Origin of the sequence: Posidoniimonas corsicana (assembly GCF_007859765.1) — a bacterium.
Classification (GTDB): Bacteria; Planctomycetota; Planctomycetia; order Pirellulales; family Lacipirellulaceae; genus Posidoniimonas; species Posidoniimonas corsicana.
On sequence record NZ_SIHJ01000007.1, the window covers coordinates 1 to 17,561 of the forward strand.

A 17,561-nucleotide genomic window follows, 5' to 3' on the forward strand; every position below is an offset into this window, starting at 1 on the left:
CCACCCGCTACGGGCAACGCGCCCAGGCCGAGACCACCATCAGCATGCTCAAACGCCTCCTCGGGCCCCAGCTGCGAGCACGAAAAAAGCCCATGCAGCGACGCGAAGCCGCCCTCAAGACCCTCACTCTCAACCTCATGATCCTCTAAACATCTAGAAGCTTTCTACAGAGCTACTTTTGTCCCTAAAAATCGTGTGCGCAATGAGGGACAAAAGTCCCCCGCCGGTGGGACGCTCAACAACCTCAGGGGGAAACGCCATGCAGATTGTGTCCCAGCTTGCTGTGCTTAGCGTCGTGGTGATCGCGGGCGGTGTGGTCTCGCAAGCGGCGGAGCTGCCGCGGTCGACGCCGGCCGCCGAGGGGCTGTCGGCCGAGAAGCTGAAAGAGGTCAGTGAAGCAATGAACCGCCTGGTGGCGGACAAGCACATCGCCGGCGGCGCGGTGATGATCGCCCGGCACGGCAAGGTGGTGTTCGACGAAGCCTACGGCCTGCGGGACATCGAGCGGAAGCTGCCGGTGGAGTCCGACACGCTGTTCCGCATCTACTCGATGAGCAAGGCGGTCACGTCGGCCGCCGCGCTCGTGCTAGTGGACGAGGGGAAACTTGAACTCGACGCGCCGGTTGGGCGGTACCTGCCAGAGCTGGCCAAGCCGCAAGTCTTCGTCAGCGGGAAGGAAGCCGAAGCACGGTTGGGCAGGAGTTTTGATGGGTTCCTCGATGTCCATTTTGTTGGCGACCACGTCCCAGCTGTCGCGGAACAAACGCTGACCGTGGCAGATCTTTTCTTGCACACTTCGGGCATCCCGTATGGATCTAAGGGGGGCGATCCAACAGAGCGGATGATGGACGCCAAGGGCGTGCTGGATCGGGATTCCAGCCTGGCTCAGATGACTACCAAGATCAGCCAGATCCCGCTCACCTTCGAGCCCGGCACGGATTGGAAGTACGGCGCGTCGGTCGACGTGCTGGGCCGGGTGGTGGAGGTCGCGTCGGGGCGGCCGCTGAATGAGTTCCTCCAGGAGCGGATCTTTGCGCCGCTGGGGATGGTCGACACCGCGTTCTACGTGCCCGACGGGAAGCAGAGCCGCTTCGCCGTCAACTACGCGCCGGACGGCGAGGGCGGCCTCAAGGTGATCGACTCGTCAACCGACAGCGACTACCTGACCAAGCCCGGGCTGTTCTCCGGCGGCGGCGGGCTGGTGGGAACCGTGCCCGACTACATGCGGTTCCTGCTGATGGTCGAGCGGGGCGGCGCGCTCGGGGGCACGCGGGTGCTGTCCGAGGAGTCGGTCAAGCTGATGACCACCAACCAGCTGCCGGAGGAGGCCGGCTGGGTCACCTTCGGCGACGACGTGCGGACCGGCGTCGGCTTCGGGCTGGGGTTCAACGTGATCACCGACGCCGCCGAGGGCGAGCGGCCGGGCGAGTACGGCTGGGGCGGCGCCGCCAGCACGCACTACTGGGTTTCGCCGCGGGACGAGCTGATCGTCGTGACGATGGAGCAGCGGATGCCATACTCCTCGGAGACCGAGGACCTGGTGAAACCGATTGTGTACGGGGCGATTGAGGAGTAGGTGGTCGCGTTGTAATTGGTCATCAACGCTAGAGGTTGGGGGAGCTAAGGGTCTTGCTGTTTGCGGAACCCCTAGAGCTCTTGCTCAGGCATGTGTTTGAATCCAAGTATTCCGGAAACGCATTGCGTGGTGACGGAATTGTTCCGAGGACGGCTAAGATCGTCGAATTGCAGCCAGAAACGGAGGTGCGAATGAGTGTGACACCGAAGGGTCTTAGTGTTCAAGCTGCCTATCGAGACTATACGGATGGGAAATTCGTTGTTAATCGAAAGTACCAGCGTAAGTTGGTGTGGACGAGAGAAGAGAAGCAAAAGCTCATCGATAGCATTTTGAGGGGATTTCCTATTCCCTTGATTCTACTCGCCACCGAAACACTACCTGACGGATCAAAGTCTTATGAGATTCTTGATGGACTACAGCGATTGAATGCGATTTTTGAATTCATCGAGAATCGGTACGGGGTTGAGGGCAAGTACTTTAGGGTTGAGGAACTATCGCGCGCACAGCAAAGACTGGAGAATGGGGTTTTCCCCGCCATCCCACGTGAATTCGAGAAGCTAGATCGCGAGGCCTGCTCTAATCTCCTCGACTACACTTTGGCGATTACTGAGTTTCCAGCTTCTGACTCATCTGCGGTAAACGAAGTTTTCGGAAGAATCAATGCCTATGGACGAAGGCTGAGCGACCAGGAACAGCGGCAAGCTGGGGTCGTATCGGAGTTCGCATCGCTCGTTCGTACGTTATCAGCAGAGATCCGGGGCGATGTCTCACGAGAAACTCTAGATCTCTCAGAAATGCCGTCCATAAGTATCGAACCAGACGAGTTTCACGATACCTATGGAATTGCTGCGGACGAGACGTTCTGGTGCAATCAAGGAGTGCTGCGCAAGAGTCAGCTGCGCGAAGCCGAGGACGAGCAGTTCGTTGCGGATTTGGTCATTTCCATTCTTAATGATGAACCCTTTGCATTTAGCGGTGCGAACCTCGATGCGCACTACAACCTATTGACGGACGAGGCGCAGCAGCTTGAGCGGAGCGTTCATCACGTCGGTGCGGACACGATAAAGGCCAATGTGCTGGCTGCGCTGAACATACTTCTTGATCTCTTTCGAGAGCACGACGCTAACCCAGGATGCATGAAGAGAGTGCTTAACCCGAACGCGGGTAGCAACCCGATTAAGGCTCCGTTCTACGCAGTATTTATGGCGTTCTACGAGCTCTGCGTAGAAGATGAGAAGTCTCCAGGCGACGTGGACGCGATAGTGGCAGCACTCACAGACTTACAGAACAAGCTCAATGTGGCCCGAGGGCAGGTGACTGCACAAAAGCGACGCGAGAACATCGATCTGACGAAAGGGTTGATATCACGCTATTTCGATGATCGCCGGCCTCCATCAGTTAATACTGGTGCTGGGCTCGGCATTCAGTTCTGCAACGCGCTTCGGCGATCAAAGGTGGAAACCGCCGCGTTCGAATGCAAGCAGGGGGTTTTGGAGCTCCACGGAAGCAGGCAACATAACGAGGAAGTCCTTCAAGATGTGATTCAGACAATATGTGCGATCGCGAATCTGGGACCAGACTCGGATGGTGCAGTGTTTATTGGAGTTGCTGACTCTCAGCGCGACGCTAGTCGGATTCACGAACTTGACGAGATTAGCGAAACCAAGATCGGTGCCAGGTATGTCGTAGGTATCGATAGAGAAGCGAAGCTGCTTGATATGGACGTTGATACCTATGTTCAACGGGTATGCCAGGCCATTGCGACGTCGCCTTTGAGTGAACCGCTCAAGAGTGCAGTTATGGCAAAGGTGGACTGCATTGACTTTAGGAATCACTCTGTGATCACAATTTGGATTCCATCGCAAAAGGTGGCGTCGACGTTGAGCGATCAGATGTACATTCGCGAAGGAAGCAGTACGGTGCACGTTGATCAAATATCAAAGATCACTGCAGTTCAATCGCTGTTTCAGCGCGGTTGAAAGGGTCAGTGCAGCTTCCTGTCGCATTCTGTATCCTGAATATGCTTGATTACATGAGCGTTCTGCCGACATCTCTCAGCTCAACAACTCACGCACTACGTGCCCGTGCACGTCGGTCAGGCGGAAGCGGCGGCCCTGGTGTTTGAAGGTGAGCCGCTCGTGGTCGATGCCGAGCTGGTGCAGCAGTGTGGCGTTGAGGTCGTGCACGTGCACGCCGTCGGACGCGAGGTTGTAGCCGAAGTCGTCCGAGGCGCCGTAGGTCATGCCGGGCTTGAAGCCGCCGCCGGCGATCCAGCCGGTGAAGCAGCGGGGGTGGTGGTCGCGGCCGTAGTTGTCGGCGGTGAGGATGCCCTGGCTGTAGGAGGTGCGTCCGAACTCGCCGGCCCACACGACGATGGTGTCCTCCAGCAGGCCGCGTTGCTTGAGGTCGAGCACCAGCGCGGCCGACGCCTGGTCGGTCTCCTTCGCTTGGCCGACGATGTCTTTGGGCAGGTTGGAGTGCTGGTCCCACCCCTGGTGGTAGAGCTGGATGAACCGCACGTCGCGTTCGGCCAGCCGGCGGGCCAGCAGGCAGTTGGCGGCGAACGTGCCGGGCCGGCGGGCGTCCTCGCCGTACAGCTCGAACGTGCTCTCCGGCTCGTCCGACAGGTCGGTCGCGTCGGGCACCGACATCTGCATCTGGAACGCCATCTCGTACTGCGCGATGCGGGAGTTGATCTCCGGGTCGTGCTCGGCGGCGTGCTGCAGGCGGTTGAGCTGGTTGATCGCGTCGAGCTGCCCGCGGCGCCGCGAGCGGCACACGCCGTCCGGGTTGGTGAGGTACAGGACCGGCTCCTTGCCGGAGCGGAACCGCACGCCCTGGTGCTTGGAGTCGAGGAAGCCCGAGCCCCACAGCCGCGCGTAGAGCGGCTGGCCGCCCTGGCCCGACGAGACCAGCACAATGAAGGCCGGCAGGTCGGCGTTCTCCGAGCCGATGCCGTACGACAGCCACGCGCCGAACGACGGCCGGCCGGCGATCTGCGAGCCGGTCTGCATCATCGTGATGGCCGGGTCGTGGTTGATGGCCTCGGTGTAGAGCGAGCGGACGAAGCACACGTCGTCGACGATGCGGCGGTGGTGCGGCAGCAGCTCGCTGAGCCATGCGCCCGACTGCCCGTAGCGGCCGAACCGGAACATCGACCCGGCCAGCGGCAGCGACGACTGGTTGCCCGACATGCCGGTCAGGCGTTGCCCGCCGCGCACCGAGGGGGGGAGCTCCTCGCCGTTGAGCCGGTTGAGCAGCGGCTTGTGGTCGAACAGGTCCTGCTGCGACGGGCCGCCGGACTGGAACAGGTAGATGACCCGCTTGGCCTTGGCCGGGTAGTTGGGGAACTCGGGCGACGACGCGGTGGCGGCGGACGCGCTCGTCACGCCCGCTGGCAGCCCGGCCAACGCGGCGGCGCCCAGCGCGGTTGCGCCGCCGCGCAAAAAGCAGCGGCGGTTGGCGGCGAACGGGTCGGCGGGTGGTTGGCGGTGCGGCATGCTCAGCGTTTCCAGACCGTGGCGTCGAGGTTCAGGATGGCCTGGCAGACGGTGGTCATCGCGGCCAGGCGGGGCGCATCGGTTTCGCCCGACGACTCGGCCGCGCCAACGCCGACTAGCTTGCCGGCCTCGTCGGGGTGGGCCTGGTAGTACGCGAGCTCGTCGGACAGCAGGCCGAGCAGCAGGCGCCGCTCGGCGTCGGTCGCTTCGCGGCCGGTGAGGCGGACGAACGCTGCGGAGACGGCGCCGGCGTCCTCGGCGTGATCGTCGACCACTTGTTCGGCCAGCACCCGGGCGGCCTCGACGAACTGCGTGTCGTTCAGCAGCACCAGCGCCTGCAGCGGGGTGTTGGTGCGCGAGCGGCTGACGGTGCACACCTCGCGGGACATCGCGTCGAAGGCCAGCATGTTGGGCAGCGGCGCCGTGCGCTTCCAGACCGAGTAGACCGAACGCCGGTAGAGCGACTCGCCCACCGACTCCTTGTACGCGGGCGACATGGCGTTCGCCTCGCGCCACAGGTCGCCGCCCGGTTGGTAGGGCGAAACGGGCGGCCCGCCCCGCTCGGGGTTCAGCAGCCCGGACGCGGCGAGCGCCAGGTCGCGGATCTGCTCGGCGCTCAATCGGTGCGAGGGTCCGCGGGCGAGGAGGCGGTTCTCGCGGTCGGCCTCAAGCAGCTTGTCGGTCGCGGCCGACGACTGGCGGTAGGTCGCCGAGAGCACGATCTGCTCGCACAGCCGCTTTACGTCCCAGCCGTGGTCGACAAAGTCGCGGGCCAGCCAGTCGAGCAGTTCCGGATGGGTCGGCTGGGCGCCCTGCAGGCCGAAGTTGTCCGGCGTGTCGACCAGCCCCCGCCCGAAGAAGTTGGCCCACAGCCGGTTCACGAACACTCGGGCCGTGAGCGGGTGGTCCGGCGCGGTGAGCCACTGCGCCAGGCCCAGCCGGTCGCGCGGCGCGTCGGCGGGGAAGGGCGGAAGCATGTCGGAGAACGTGTTGCGGCCGACCAGCGTGTCGGGCCCGGTTGGCGAGTCGTACTGCCCGCGGGCGAGCACATGAGCGGGACGCGGCTCAGGGAGCTCTCGCATGACGGGGACCTCCTGCACCGGCTCCTCCGCCATCGCGAGCTGTTGGCGGGCCTCGGCGAGCCGCTCGGCGGCTGCGCGGCTGGCTTCGTCGACGGCCGAGGTGAAGTAGTCGAGCGAGGGACGGGGCGGGGCGCCGGTCGCCAGGCTGTGGACCTCGCCGTCGGTGAGCTGGCGTGAGTAGAAGCGGACATCGTCGATCAGCCCGCCAGCCAGGCCGCGGGAACGGAATCGCTGCCCCACCACCAGGTCGCCGCCCGGGCCCTGCGGTACATTGGCCCGCTTGTGGATGGCGTCGCGGACAATTTTCGTCGGCAGCGGTTGGCCGTTGAGGTACAGCTTAAGCCCGTCCGCTTGGGACGAACCATCGTACGTCGCGGTGACCTGGTTCCACTGGTCGGCGGGGATCGGCTCCACCGTGCGGACGCCGATCGCGTTGCCGGGCCAGACGCGGTACAGCCGCGACGCGACGTGCCCGTCTTCGATGGTCAGGTCCCAGCCGCTGAAGCCGGGGTCGGCGCCACGGCAGTAGTGGGCCAGCACGGCGCGGTCGGGTGAGCGGGCGGTCTCGCGGAAGGTGAGCACCAGGCTGAATGGAGTCCAGCGGTCGATCGGTTCGACGCCGAGGATGGTGGCGCCGTGGTCGCCATCGAGCCGCAACGCCCGACGCGGGCCGTCGTGGTTGGTTGGTCGGGGGAACGGCGAGTCGGCGACCTCGGCCCGCGGCAGGTCCGCGGTCCGCGCACGGTCGTCGGTGGAGGGGCGCCAGGCGTCGCGCTGTGAGTCGTCAAACGGCTCGTCGAAGTCGATTGCTGTCACCAAACCGGGCGTCGAGAGCTCGGCTCGCTGCTGCTCGGCTTCGGCGAGCCACTGTGAGTAGCGTTCGCTGGCGCCGGCGAGGGTTTGTTGGAGGTCACGCTGGGCGGCGTCGACGCGTTGCCGGGCGGCTTCGAGTTGCGACTGCTGCTCAGCCGTGGGCAGCAGCATGCTGGGCGCCGGCACTTTGGCGGTGCGGTCGTACAGGCCGCTCTCGTCGATGGAGTTGAAGAACGCCGAGAGCGCGTAGTAGTCGCGCATCGGGATGGGGTCGTACTTGTGGTCGTGGCAGCGGCAGCACTCAAGCGTGAGGCCCAACGCGGCCGTGCCGAAGGTGTGCACCCGATCGGCGACGTTCTCGATACGCCACTCCTCGAATACGGCGCCGCCTTCGTTGTTAAGCCGGTGCAGCCGGTTAAACGCGGTGGCGAGCAGCTGGTCGGGCGTGGGCGATGGCACCAGGTCACCGGCCAGCTGCCAGGTGAGGAACTGGTCGTACGGCAGGTTCTGGTTGTACGAGCGGATCACCCAGTCGCGGTACGGCCAGAGCGTGTTGAGCATGTCGGACTGGTAGCCGTACGAGTCGGCGTACCGCGCGGCGTCGAGCCAAGCGGCGGCCATGTGCTCGCCGTAGTCGGGCGAAGCGAGCAGCCGCCGGGTCGCGTCGCGCTGGGCGGCTTCCGGGTCGCCGGCCGCGTGCTGCTGGAACGCTTCGATCTCGGCCGGCGTGGGCGGCAGCCCGGTGAGGTCGAGCGTCGCCCTCCGCAGCCAGCGGGCGTGGTCCGCCTGTGGGGTAGGCGAGAGTCCGTGCTCTTCCAAACGCGACAGCACGAAGCGGTCGATCGGTGATTGCGGCCACTCGTTCTGCTGCACCGCCGGTGGCGGGACTTCCGCGGGCACCGGCTCGAACGCCCAGTGGCGTTCGTAACCTCCGCCCGCGGCGACCCACTGGCGGAGCGTCTGCTTCTCGGCGTCGGTGAGCGCGAGCTTCGACTCCGGAGGCGGCATCATCACGAACGGGTCGTCGCTGGTGACCCGTTCGACGAGCTCTCCCGAGCCGATCGCGTGGCGGGCGTCGGCGCCGATGTCCAGCCGCAGGCCGGCCTGCCGGCTGCCCTCGTCCGGGCCGTGGCAGAAGAAGCACTTGTCGGAGAGGATCGGCCGGACGTCGCGGTTGAAGTTGGGCTCGGCGCAGCACGCGACGCCAGCCGTTAAGAGCGGCGCGAGCAGCAGCGGGATGAGCGACAACCAACGCACGCGGTCAGCCCTCGGGGAACTCGATCTGGATTTTGGTGAACCGCTGCGGCGCCTCGGCCCACTCGGCCAGCAGCCCGCCCGCCTGGTCCAGCGGGCCGCGGTGCGACACCACCTCGGCGGTTGGGAACCCGCCCGCCTGCAGCATGGCGATCACCTGCTCGAAGTCAGTCCGCAACGCGTTGCGGGACCCGCGGATGTCCAGCTCCTTCATGACGAACAGCTTGGTGTCGTACGACACGGCTTCTTTAGCATAACCGATGTACACCACCCGGCCCGCGAAGCAGACCTCTTCCACCGCCGAAACGAACGTTTGCGGCAGGCCCACCGCCTCGATCGCCAGGGCCGGGCCGTGCCCGCCGGTGAGCTCTTGCAGGCGGGCGTGCAGATCCTGGGCGGCCGAGTTGACCGCGTGGGTCGCGCCGCACTTCTGCGCAAGGGCGAGCTTGGCGTCGTCGATGTCGACGGCCGTCACCACCGCGCCGCGGTACGCGGCGCCGGCGATCGCGCCCAGTCCGATCGCCCCGGCGCCGAACACCACCACGTGCTCACCCTCGGACGCCTGGCCCCGCGCGGCCGCGTGGGCGCCGACGGTCAGCGGCTCGACCAGGGCGAGCTCGGTAGGAGAGAGCCCGTCGGCCGACAGCAGCTTGCCCTGCGGCACGCACGCCAGCTCGGCCATCGCGCCGTCACGCTGCACGCCGAGGGTCTTGTTGTCGCGACAGCAGTTGGGCCGCCCGGCGCGGCAGGCGGAGCACGCGCCGCACTCGGTGTACGGGAACACCAGCACATCCTGCCCGACGGTCCAGCCGGCGACCCCTTCGCCGAGCGCCGCGACCGTTCCGGCGATCTCGTGCCCCGGGATGCGGGGGTAGCTGACCAGCGGGTTCATGCCGCGGTACGTGTTGAGGTCGCTGCCGCAGAACCCAACGCAGCGGATCCGCAGCAGCACCTCGCCGGCGGCGGGCTGGGGGTCGGCGAGTTCGGTGAGCCGGGACGCCCCGGGCTCGGTGATCTGAAACGCTTTCAAGGACGGCTCCTAGAGCTGGTAGACGTTGATCGCGGTCTCGCCGAAGAGCGAACGCTGCTCGGCTGCGGAGAGGTCCGACGCCCAGTCGCGGACCGTCTGCAGCCAGCGGGCGTAGTCGCAAGCCAGCAGGCAGACCGGCCAGTCGGAGCCGAACATCAGGCGCCCCGGCCCGAAGCCCTCCAGCACCGCATCGAAGTAGGGACGCAAGCCATCGGCGGTCCAGCCTTGGAGGTCCGCCTCGGTCACCATGCCGGAGACCTTGCACCACACGTTGGGCCGGCGGGCGAGCTCGGCGATATTCTCTTTCCAGGGCGAGAGCTCGCCGGCCTCGATCCGCGGCTTCGCGATGTGGTCCAGCACAAACCGAGTATCCGGGTGGCGGTCGACAAAGGCAATCGCGGCGGGGAGCTGACGCTCGAAGATCAGGAGGTCGTAGACAAGGCCGTGGCCTGATAGCAGCGACACCCCGCGGTTGAACGCCTGCCCCTCGAGGAATCGCTCGTCCGGCTCGTCCTGCACTACATGCCGCAGGCCCTTGAGCTTGGGGTGACCGGCGAGCTCCGCCAGCACGCCCGCGATGTCGTCGCTGGCCAGCGGCGCCCAGCCAACCACGCCACGGATCAGGTCGTGTTGGTCGGCGAGGCCGAGCAGCCAGCCGGTTTCCTCCAGCGTCTGCCGCGCCTGGACACTCACCACGCCGTCGACCCCGGCCGTCTGGGCCTCGGCGGCCAGGTCGGCGGGGGTGAAGTCGCGGGCGATAGCCGCCATCGACTCGTCGATCCAGCCGTACGCCGACGGGCTGTAGTTCCAGAAGTGGTGGTGGGCGTCGATGACCATGGGCGGGGCGTCGGGCTGCGTGGGCTAGCCAACAAAGTCGCAGGCGGGGTCGACCAGGCCGGCGGCCTTGGCGTCCTGCCAGAACGCGGCGGGCGCCTGCTGCTCGACCGACCGCGCGTTGTCGAGCACGCGGCTCGGCGCGCTGGTGTTGAGCGCCACCGCGGCGACGCCCGGCGCGGCGAGGCCAAACTGCACGCACGCCACCGTGGGCGGAACATCGTGGCGGGCGCAGAGCTTGTGGAAGGTCTGTCGCCAGGCGAATGCCTGGCTGTCGGTCTCGGGCGTCGCGACGCGGTAGTCAAGGAACCTGCCGCCCACGAGGAACCCGGCGTTGAACACCGCGGAGTTGATGACGCCGACCCCGCGGCCGGCCAGCCCGCCGACGAAGTCCAGCAGCTCCGGCGGGTGGCGGTAGATGGTGAGGCTGTTCGCCAGCATGACCCAATCGAAGTCGATCTGCTGGGAGAGCTCCTCGATAACCCGCCAGTCCTTGGCGCCGACCCCAACGGCCGCTACCTCGCCCCGCTCCTTGAGTTCGTGCAGCGCGGCGTACGCGCCGAGGACGTCGTCGAGTCGCGACCGGCGGTCCTCATCGTCGGTCGATGCGGCGAGGTACTCGTCCGGGTCGTGGACGGACGCGAGCTGCGGCCGGTAGGGCGCGCCGAGCAGCTGGAGCCCTTGCTCCCAGCACTCGAGGATGCCGTCGTGGCTAATGCGCTGCACGGCGTCGTGCCGCAGGTCGGCCCATACGCCGGGCTCGAAGGTCGGCTCCTCGGACTCGAGCGGGACACGCAGCCAGCCGAGCTTGTTGCTGAGCAGCACATCCTTGGGCGGTACGCCAAGCCCGCGGAGCGAGTCGCCCACCACCTCCAGGGCCAGGCCGGCGCCGTACTTGCCCGCGGCGTCGATCGCCACGGGCCGCGCGTCGGACGCCTGGAACCACGCCGCGGCGATCCCTCGCTTGGTCTCCAGCGGCAGGGCCTCGTACAGGTTGCCCAGGCAGCTGACGCCGTAGACGATGCGGGGGACGCTCAGGCCGGTGCGGCCGAGGGGACGCAGCGCGCCGTCTTGCCCCGCCGCCCCCGACATCAAAGCCCCTGCTTGAGCGCGGACAGGTGCCGCCCGAAGTGCTCGGCCAGGATCTCCGAGTAGGTCTCGGGGTGGTCGAGCAGGCACTGCCGCAGCGCGGGGCCGAGGCGATCGTGCGTCAGCACCGAGCCGAACGCGCAGTGCAGGATCTGCCGGCCGGGCTTCGTAAAGCCGAGGCCGTCGGGCACGGTCTCCCAACGCTCCAGGTAGACGTCCTGCAGTTCCTGGTTGCTGCCGAGCTCGGACGGCGCCGCCACGGTCTCGAGGGTGGCGTGCACGTGGTAGGTGGCGCGGTCGGTGTTGTAGCGTTCGCGGGAGTACTCGACCATCTCGCGGAACAGGTCCGGCTCGCAGACCGCCACGACCCGCAGCGCCTCGAGGTACGAGGTGCCGGCAGTCTTCACGTGGAAGCGGCCACGCGTCGCGCGGGCCAGGGCGGGGTACATCGAGATCTTGTCCGAGCCCGAGTGCAGGCTCAGCTTGTAGGGGCCGAGCGCCTCGGCGATCGCGGCGTGGTCGTGCAGGCTGGCCTCGAGCTTCGCGACGTCGCCGATGTAGTCGACGCCCTTCTCCAGGTCGCCGATGAACCGCGGCGCGAGCGACACCAGCTTCATCCCCGCCTGCAGGCACTGCTCGGCGATGATGTAGTGCTCCGCAAGCGTGGTCGGCTGGTCGGTCTCGTCGACGCTCAGCTCGATCTCGAAGTCGCGGTTGGCCTCGGTCTGCACGAAGCGGATGTGGTCCGCCAGCGCGATCGCCTCGCGGATGGCGGGGCCATACTTTACGGCTGCGCGGAGCAGGGTGATCTCGTCGAAGTTGATTTCAGCGTCGGTCGAGAGCTTGACCGACTTGCCGAGGTAGCCGTCGAACCAAGGTGCGGAGTCCTTGATCTTGGCGAACAGCTCACGGAGCTGCGATTCGCTGTAGTCGTCCGCCTTCTGGTCGACGTGGTCGGATGGGTCGATCGTGAAGAACGTGAAGCCCGCCTCAGCGGTGCGGTTCACGTCGTCGGGGGTCTTCAGGTGGTCGGCGTCGGCGCCGTGCTGCGACTCCCACTTCGCGGCGCCGAGCGCGTCCATCGCGTCGCCCATCACGCCCTGCGGGTCGCGGCTGGTGCGGGTCATCTCGCGGATGGACTGCTGGGCGAAGATTGGCGCGATGCCGGTAGCGGACAATCGCATCGCCGCGATGTGGCCCGGAGTGGCCAGGCCGATTCGGTCACCGAACCCGAACGAGGGCGCCAGGCCGAGTTCGCTGGCGGCGGGGACGGAGCTAGTTTGGGGAGCCTGAGAGAAGGTTTTCTGAGACATGAGGAGAACGCACTAGGGTTTACGACGCAACATTCGTGGAACCCCAGTATGACATGAACCCGCGGTATTTCCGGGGCGCCGGGACTGCATTATCGACGCAATCCGCCGCAACTGCATTAAGCCGTGCGGCCAATCGGTCGGAGATTGCCAGTCCGCAGCCCGCATCCTCCCCATTTTCGCCCTGCCGAAGCCTCGTTTCAGGACACCCCCAACGCCCGCGGCCTAATCGCCCGATGGCGCGAGCGCGAGCTGCTCGAGCGCGGCGAGCGACGCGAGCACGTCGTCCCGTGAGACGTCGGCCCAGTCGGTCATCTTGTGCGCCAGGATCGCGAGCTTGAACTGTTCGAACGCCTCGGCCAGGTCGTCTGGCAACTCGGCCAGATCCTTCATCGGCCGCACCGGCTCGCGACGCTCGGCGGCCGGCGCGTCCATCGGTTGGGTCTCGTCGCGTTCGCCTTCGGAGTCTGCGTCATCGCTGGCGGCCTGCACCTCGGCGTCGACCGCTTCGGCTTCCTCGCCGATCGGCGCGGGCGCCGAGGGGAGCGCGTCGGCGGTCTCGGCGGGACGCTCTTCCGGCTTGGGCCCATCGCCAACGGTCTCCCACCGCTGCGCCCGCATCTGCGAGACCGACCACTTGTTCTGCAGCGCGCCCTCGAGCCACATCTCCGCGTCTTCCCAGTCGAGCGCGGTCTGGAAGTGGCTCCAGTACAGTCCGTCGTACTCCGCGGCAACCTCACCGAACCGCTCCGAGGTGCGCCGCAGGCGGCCGACGTGCTGGCCGGTCACGTCGCCGACGATCTGCGCCCAGGCCTCGTCGGAGTACTGCGACACCGGCGCGCCGGATTTCTTGAGCTCATCGCGCCACGCGCAGATGATGCGGCCCTTGTCCCAGTTGGTGGTGCTGACCAGTGTGTGCCACTGCCCGACGAAGCCGGTCGACGCGTCCAGCGTCTCCTGGCTGACGTTCTCCTGCTGCGCGTTCTCTTCTTGCTGGGCGGTCTCGGGGGTAACGATCTCTTGTGCGGCCATGCGGGGCGGGCTCCTGTCGGTCGGCGGGTCGGGCGTCGGGGGCGGCGGTTCCGTAGGCCCCCCGCGACGAGGGCCAGATTCTAACCGCCCCGCGCCGCGGCCCGACAGGCGTAAGCCAGCCGGCAGAGCAAATCCGCGCAGCCCCGCGGCGGAGCGAATCGCGCAACCGGCAGAAACCCCGAGCGCCGGCGCCGATCCCGCCGACCCGGCCGGTCGGGCGGCCTGTGCGGGCCGGCCGACGGCCGGGGAAAAGCTGTCGATACCTGCCGCCGCTACGAGGCGCGCTCGTCCGAATCAAACCCGCAAGACTTGTGGGCGCCGTCGCAGAACGGACGGTTCTTGGACTCCCCGCACCGGCACAGCGCGATCGCCGGCTTGTCGGGGTTGAGCTCGAAGGCGTTGCCCTCGGAGTCGAACAGCTCGATCGGGCCCTCCACCAGGAAGGGGCCGTTGGGGCGCACACGGATCCGGACGTCAGCCATGAAGTGGTTCTCCTTGGGATGGTCGGCGCCGTCGGGGCGCCCTCCCAGCAGACTAGCCGATTCCCGCCGCGTGGCAACCGCGGGCGCCCAACGCCTACTCCACGGGCGCGGCGACAGCGGGCGTCGCGGCCGGCTCCTCCGCCGGTCGCACGACAAACAGCACCGGCGCCTGATCAGACAGCAGCGGGTCCGCGCGGTTCGCCCGTGCGACCTCGCCGCCGCGGCCACCGAACGCGTCGCCGCCGCGTCCCCGCGACAGCTGCTCGGTGGCGAACCGGTTGATCTGCTTGTACAGCTCAATCCCATCGGCGGGCAGCTCGTTGTCGACCTCGATGCGGTAGGCAACGCCGCGGGCGGGCGTCGTGCGTTTCGCCTGCGCCTTGGCGGTACGGCTCGTCGTCGCCTGCTGCTGAGCACGCGACTGCTCGAAGGCTGGTGCGTTGGCGGCCTGCTGCGGGCTCACGCCGGATCGGGAGTAGAGCCGCAGGTTCTGAGCAAACTCTTGCTGCTGCTGACGCAGGGACTCTTCCTGCATGCTGTTGTAGGCCAGCGGCTGTTGTTGCTGCGGCGCGTCGAACGCCGGCTCGACCTCGATGCGGCGGAAGTTGTAGAAGTCCCGGTTGATCTCGGAGACGACGTCGACCAGCTGCGGGGCCGGGGCGCTGACCAGCATCAGGTCCCGCAGGGCGGGCGCGGTCTCACGTTTAAGCGCCGGCGCATCAGCCGGGTCGAGTCGGCGATGGCGTTCCTCTAGCTCGCTGGCCTCGTCTTCCACCTGCGTTGTGTCGCGTTCGACCGCCCGCCGTTCCGGGGCACGGGTGGAGGTCAGCGAGATCGGCGTCGGCTCGACCACGATGCCGTTGTTCCCCAGCACCGCCTCGACCAGCTTCTCGTTGAACGCGTCGGGCCGCAGGTCGAGGCGCACCACCACGCCCTCGTCGACCGGCGGGCCGAACCCGCCAAAGCCTCGGCCTGCGCCGCCGCGGAAGTCAGCGCCGAACTCGCCGCCAAACCGTCCGCTCGCCACGCCGCTTGCGCCGCGTGCGTTGTCCGCCGCCGTTTCGGCGGGCGCCGTGTCGGCAGACGGCGCTGGCGGGGCGCCGGGCAACGGCTGAGACGTGGGCGCCGCCGCCACGCCGGCCGGAGGAGCATCGACTGGCTCCGCCATTCCTTCCGTGGCGATCAGCGCCTCGGACGCGGAGTCGGCCGCCTCGGGCGACGGGGCGGTTGTTTCGGGCGCGAACACCTCCGCCGGCGCCGAATCGCGAGCGGCCAGTCCGGAGTCCGCCGAAGCATCCGACTTGGCGATCGAGGGGGTCGGTTCGTCACGTTGGAAGACCATCAGCATCACCGCGGCGGCGATCGCCAGTGCGGCCCACATCCAGCCACGCGGCGACCGGCCAAGCGACACCCCTCCGCCGTTGTGGTTGCGGGGCTCGGTGGTCAGCATCCGCCGCTCGGCCGACTTGAGCACCGCGTCGGTCAGGTCCCGAGGCGCCGACTCGGGCGGCAGCCGGTGGAGTGTGGCGGTCAGCGCCGAGAGCTCGTCCAGCAGACGCTGCGCCTCGGCGTCGCTGGCCAGACGCTGCTCGACCTGCGCACGCTCATCAAGCGTCAGCTCGTCGTCCAGGTACGCGCTGATCAGCTCGGCCCAGTCTTCCTGGTCCGGTGCGGTGGTGTTCGGGTTCTCTCCGGGTGGCGTCATCGTTACGGTTGGGCGCCCAGGTCGGGCCGCGGCAGGGCGTCTTGCGCCTCGCCGAGGATCGCCGCCAGGCGTTCCTTCATCTGCATTCTGGCACGGAACAAACGGCTGCGCACCGTGCCGATAGGGATCTCGAGCACATCGGAAATCTGCTGGTAGTCGAACCCGTCGAACTCGCGCAGCACGACCACCTGCCGCTGGTCGTCGGCCAGCTCGGCCACCGCCTGGCGGACGAGCTCTGCGTGTTCTTGGGCGATCATGGCCGCCTCGGGCGGGGCGTGCTGGTCGGTTGGTTGGGGGGCGCCGGCCTCGGTCAGGCCGTCGAGCGACGTCCGCTCGCGCCGCTTCCGCGCGTTGCTCGCGGCCCGGTTGAATGCGATGCGGTACAACCAGGTGAAGAACGCGCTGTTGCGTTTAAAACTGCCGAGTTTCAGGAACGCCTGCACAAAGGCGTCCTGCGCGACGTCCTGCGCGTCCTCTGGCGATCCCGTGTACCGCAGCAGCGAGTTGTAGAGCCGGTCCTGGTACTTCACCACCAGCCGCCCGAAGGCCGCCGAGTCGCCGGCCAACGCCTCGTCGATCGCCAGGTCGTCGTCGGCCGGGTCCGGCCCGACCGGCGCCGGCTGCGCGGAGCGGGGGCGGGGCCCACGCGCTCGGGTCGCGCTGGCTGGTTGGGTCTGCGAGCCTGTTCTGCTCGACTCCACGCGGTTGGTGTCACAATCTGAAAGTCTGGAGGGCTCCCACCGACTGGGACGCACCCTCACCGTAGAAAGTTCCGGCCCGTTTCCGAGCCGACCGGACCCCGATCCGGGACTACCGCAATTCTCCCGCCAGCCGGGGGGAGGTGTCAAACGAGCCGTGGCCTGGCGCCTCTGGGGTTGCCGTCTCCCCCGTCGCTTCGCGAGAGTGGGGCGATATGCCTAGCGAAACGCTAAGCAGCGGACTTTCAGACCTGAGGGAGCTTGTAGGGTGCAATTCCGCTGAGGGCATCCTGTTGCTGGACGCGACTCAGCGGCATTGCGGGCTGAGCCGATTGTAGGGCCGGGCAGGGCATTGCGCGTCCGCGCCATTGCCGCTCGTCGGCTGAGTGGTCTTGCAACGGACGCCCCCTCGTGGCGCAAAGACGCCAGCCTGCGGCGCCATCGAAATCTCCGCTGTGCTAGCACTTTACCTTCGTCGAGCCGGTTTTCCACCCGAGGTTTTGGTGGTTTGCCACGTCCCACGTCGACGACGTGAAACCGGTCGCTCGCTTGCGCGGGCGATCAAGCGAGCCACGTTGAACCACTCAGCCCAGCGAGGGGGGCCATGGAAAAGCTAACCCAGGACGAGCTCGACGTTCTCGAGTACCTCAAGCTAGGAGCGTCCAACAAGATCATCGCCCGGCGGATGGACGTCAGCCTCCGCACCATCGAAAAGCGCCGCCGCCGGATCCTGCTGCACTACGGCGCCGAGTCGGCGGTCCACCTTGGTTACATCATCGGCTTGGCGGAGGGCGCCCAGCATGGCGCCGGCCCCGCGGCGCCGATCGAGTTGCCGCTCAACGACGCCGCACCGCTCTACTCCTAATTGAGACGGGGCGTCGTCACTCGCCGTAGTGCGAACTGGAGATGGTCCGGGCAGGCCAATCCACGCCACCGATTCTCGCACAGCGCATGAAACAGGCCCTCGTCGCACAAAGAGAGGCGACGAGGGCCTGCGTTGGTTATCGCTTATCGGTACCCAACAACGGAGACTAGGTACCGTCTCAGTCAAGTTGCCCCAGGGCCGGGCGAGCAGCGCCTAATAGGTGCTATGCGGCGCACCAGGCACAAGGCCTATTCCGTGTTGGGGTGCGCCCCCGTATGTGCACGCCCATGC

General features: G+C 67.1%; 13 protein-coding genes. 3 read left to right on the forward strand and 10 right to left on the reverse strand.

Going from position 1 to position 17,561, the window contains the following annotated elements:
- Positions 1-259 precede the first annotated feature (259 nt).
- Together KOR34_RS25210 and KOR34_RS25215 are read left to right on the forward strand one after the other, a co-directional pair.
- On the forward strand, positions 260-1,576 hold the full coding sequence (locus KOR34_RS25210; protein WP_228714764.1) for a serine hydrolase domain-containing protein: 1,317 nt from the start codon (positions 260-262) through the stop codon (positions 1,574-1,576).
- A 53-nt stretch (positions 1,577-1,629) separates the two neighbouring features.
- Positions 1,630-3,555 carry a GmrSD restriction endonuclease domain-containing protein gene (locus KOR34_RS25215; RefSeq protein ID WP_146568922.1) on the forward strand — a complete coding sequence of 642 codons (1,926 nt, stop codon included), beginning with the start codon at positions 1,630-1,632 and terminating at the stop codon, positions 3,553-3,555.
- Between the two features lie 75 nt (positions 3,556-3,630).
- Here KOR34_RS25215 and KOR34_RS25220 read toward each other — a convergent pair whose 3' ends face one another.
- The 10 genes from KOR34_RS25220 to KOR34_RS25265 form a co-directional block, all read right to left on the reverse strand.
- Entirely contained in the window at positions 3,631-5,076 is a 1,446-nt protein-coding gene (locus tag KOR34_RS25220) for a DUF1501 domain-containing protein (RefSeq protein ID WP_146568923.1), read from the reverse strand.
- Between the two features lie 2 nt (positions 5,077-5,078).
- Positions 5,079-8,228 (reverse strand): DUF1553 domain-containing protein, encoded by a 3,150-nt coding sequence (locus KOR34_RS25225; RefSeq protein WP_146568924.1) that lies wholly within the window; start codon positions 8,226-8,228, stop codon positions 5,079-5,081.
- Positions 8,229-8,232: 4 nt separating this feature from the next.
- Positions 8,233-9,255, reverse strand: coding sequence for a zinc-binding alcohol dehydrogenase family protein (locus tag KOR34_RS25230; RefSeq protein WP_146568925.1), 1,023 nt, complete (start codon positions 9,253-9,255; stop codon positions 8,233-8,235).
- A 9-nt stretch (positions 9,256-9,264) separates the two neighbouring features.
- Entirely contained in the window at positions 9,265-10,092 is an 828-nt protein-coding gene (locus KOR34_RS25235; protein ID WP_146568926.1) for an amidohydrolase family protein, read from the reverse strand.
- 24 nt (positions 10,093-10,116) lie between these two features.
- Positions 10,117-11,181, reverse strand: a complete 1,065-nt coding sequence (locus KOR34_RS25240; RefSeq protein WP_146568927.1) for an aldo/keto reductase — start codon at positions 11,179-11,181, stop codon at positions 10,117-10,119.
- The gene (locus tag KOR34_RS25245; RefSeq protein WP_146568928.1) at positions 11,181-12,491 is read right to left on the reverse strand and encodes a tagaturonate epimerase family protein; all 1,311 of its coding nucleotides are present in this window, start codon (positions 12,489-12,491) and stop codon (positions 11,181-11,183) included. The genes KOR34_RS25240 and KOR34_RS25245 overlap by 1 nt, the downstream gene beginning before the upstream one ends.
- A gap of 222 nt (positions 12,492-12,713) precedes the next feature.
- Complete coding sequence (locus tag KOR34_RS25250; protein ID WP_146568929.1) at positions 12,714-13,520, reverse strand: hypothetical protein; 807 nt, start codon at positions 13,518-13,520, stop codon at positions 12,714-12,716.
- 272 nt (positions 13,521-13,792) lie between these two features.
- A complete protein-coding gene (locus tag KOR34_RS25255) occupies positions 13,793-14,002 on the reverse strand; it encodes a CDGSH iron-sulfur domain-containing protein (RefSeq protein WP_146568930.1) in 210 nt (69 codons plus the stop codon).
- Positions 14,003-14,096: 94 nt separating this feature from the next.
- The gene (locus KOR34_RS25260) at positions 14,097-15,707 is read right to left on the reverse strand and encodes a zf-HC2 domain-containing protein (protein ID WP_146568931.1); all 1,611 of its coding nucleotides are present in this window, start codon (positions 15,705-15,707) and stop codon (positions 14,097-14,099) included.
- A gap of 2 nt (positions 15,708-15,709) precedes the next feature.
- A complete protein-coding gene (locus KOR34_RS25265) occupies positions 15,710-16,408 on the reverse strand; it encodes a sigma-70 family RNA polymerase sigma factor (protein ID WP_228714765.1) in 699 nt (232 codons plus the stop codon).
- A 601-nt stretch (positions 16,409-17,009) separates the two neighbouring features.
- Here KOR34_RS25265 and KOR34_RS25270 point away from each other — a divergent pair.
- Entirely contained in the window at positions 17,010-17,270 is a 261-nt protein-coding gene (locus KOR34_RS25270) for a LuxR C-terminal-related transcriptional regulator (RefSeq protein ID WP_146568932.1), read from the forward strand.
- Positions 17,271-17,561: the final 291 nt, after the last annotated feature.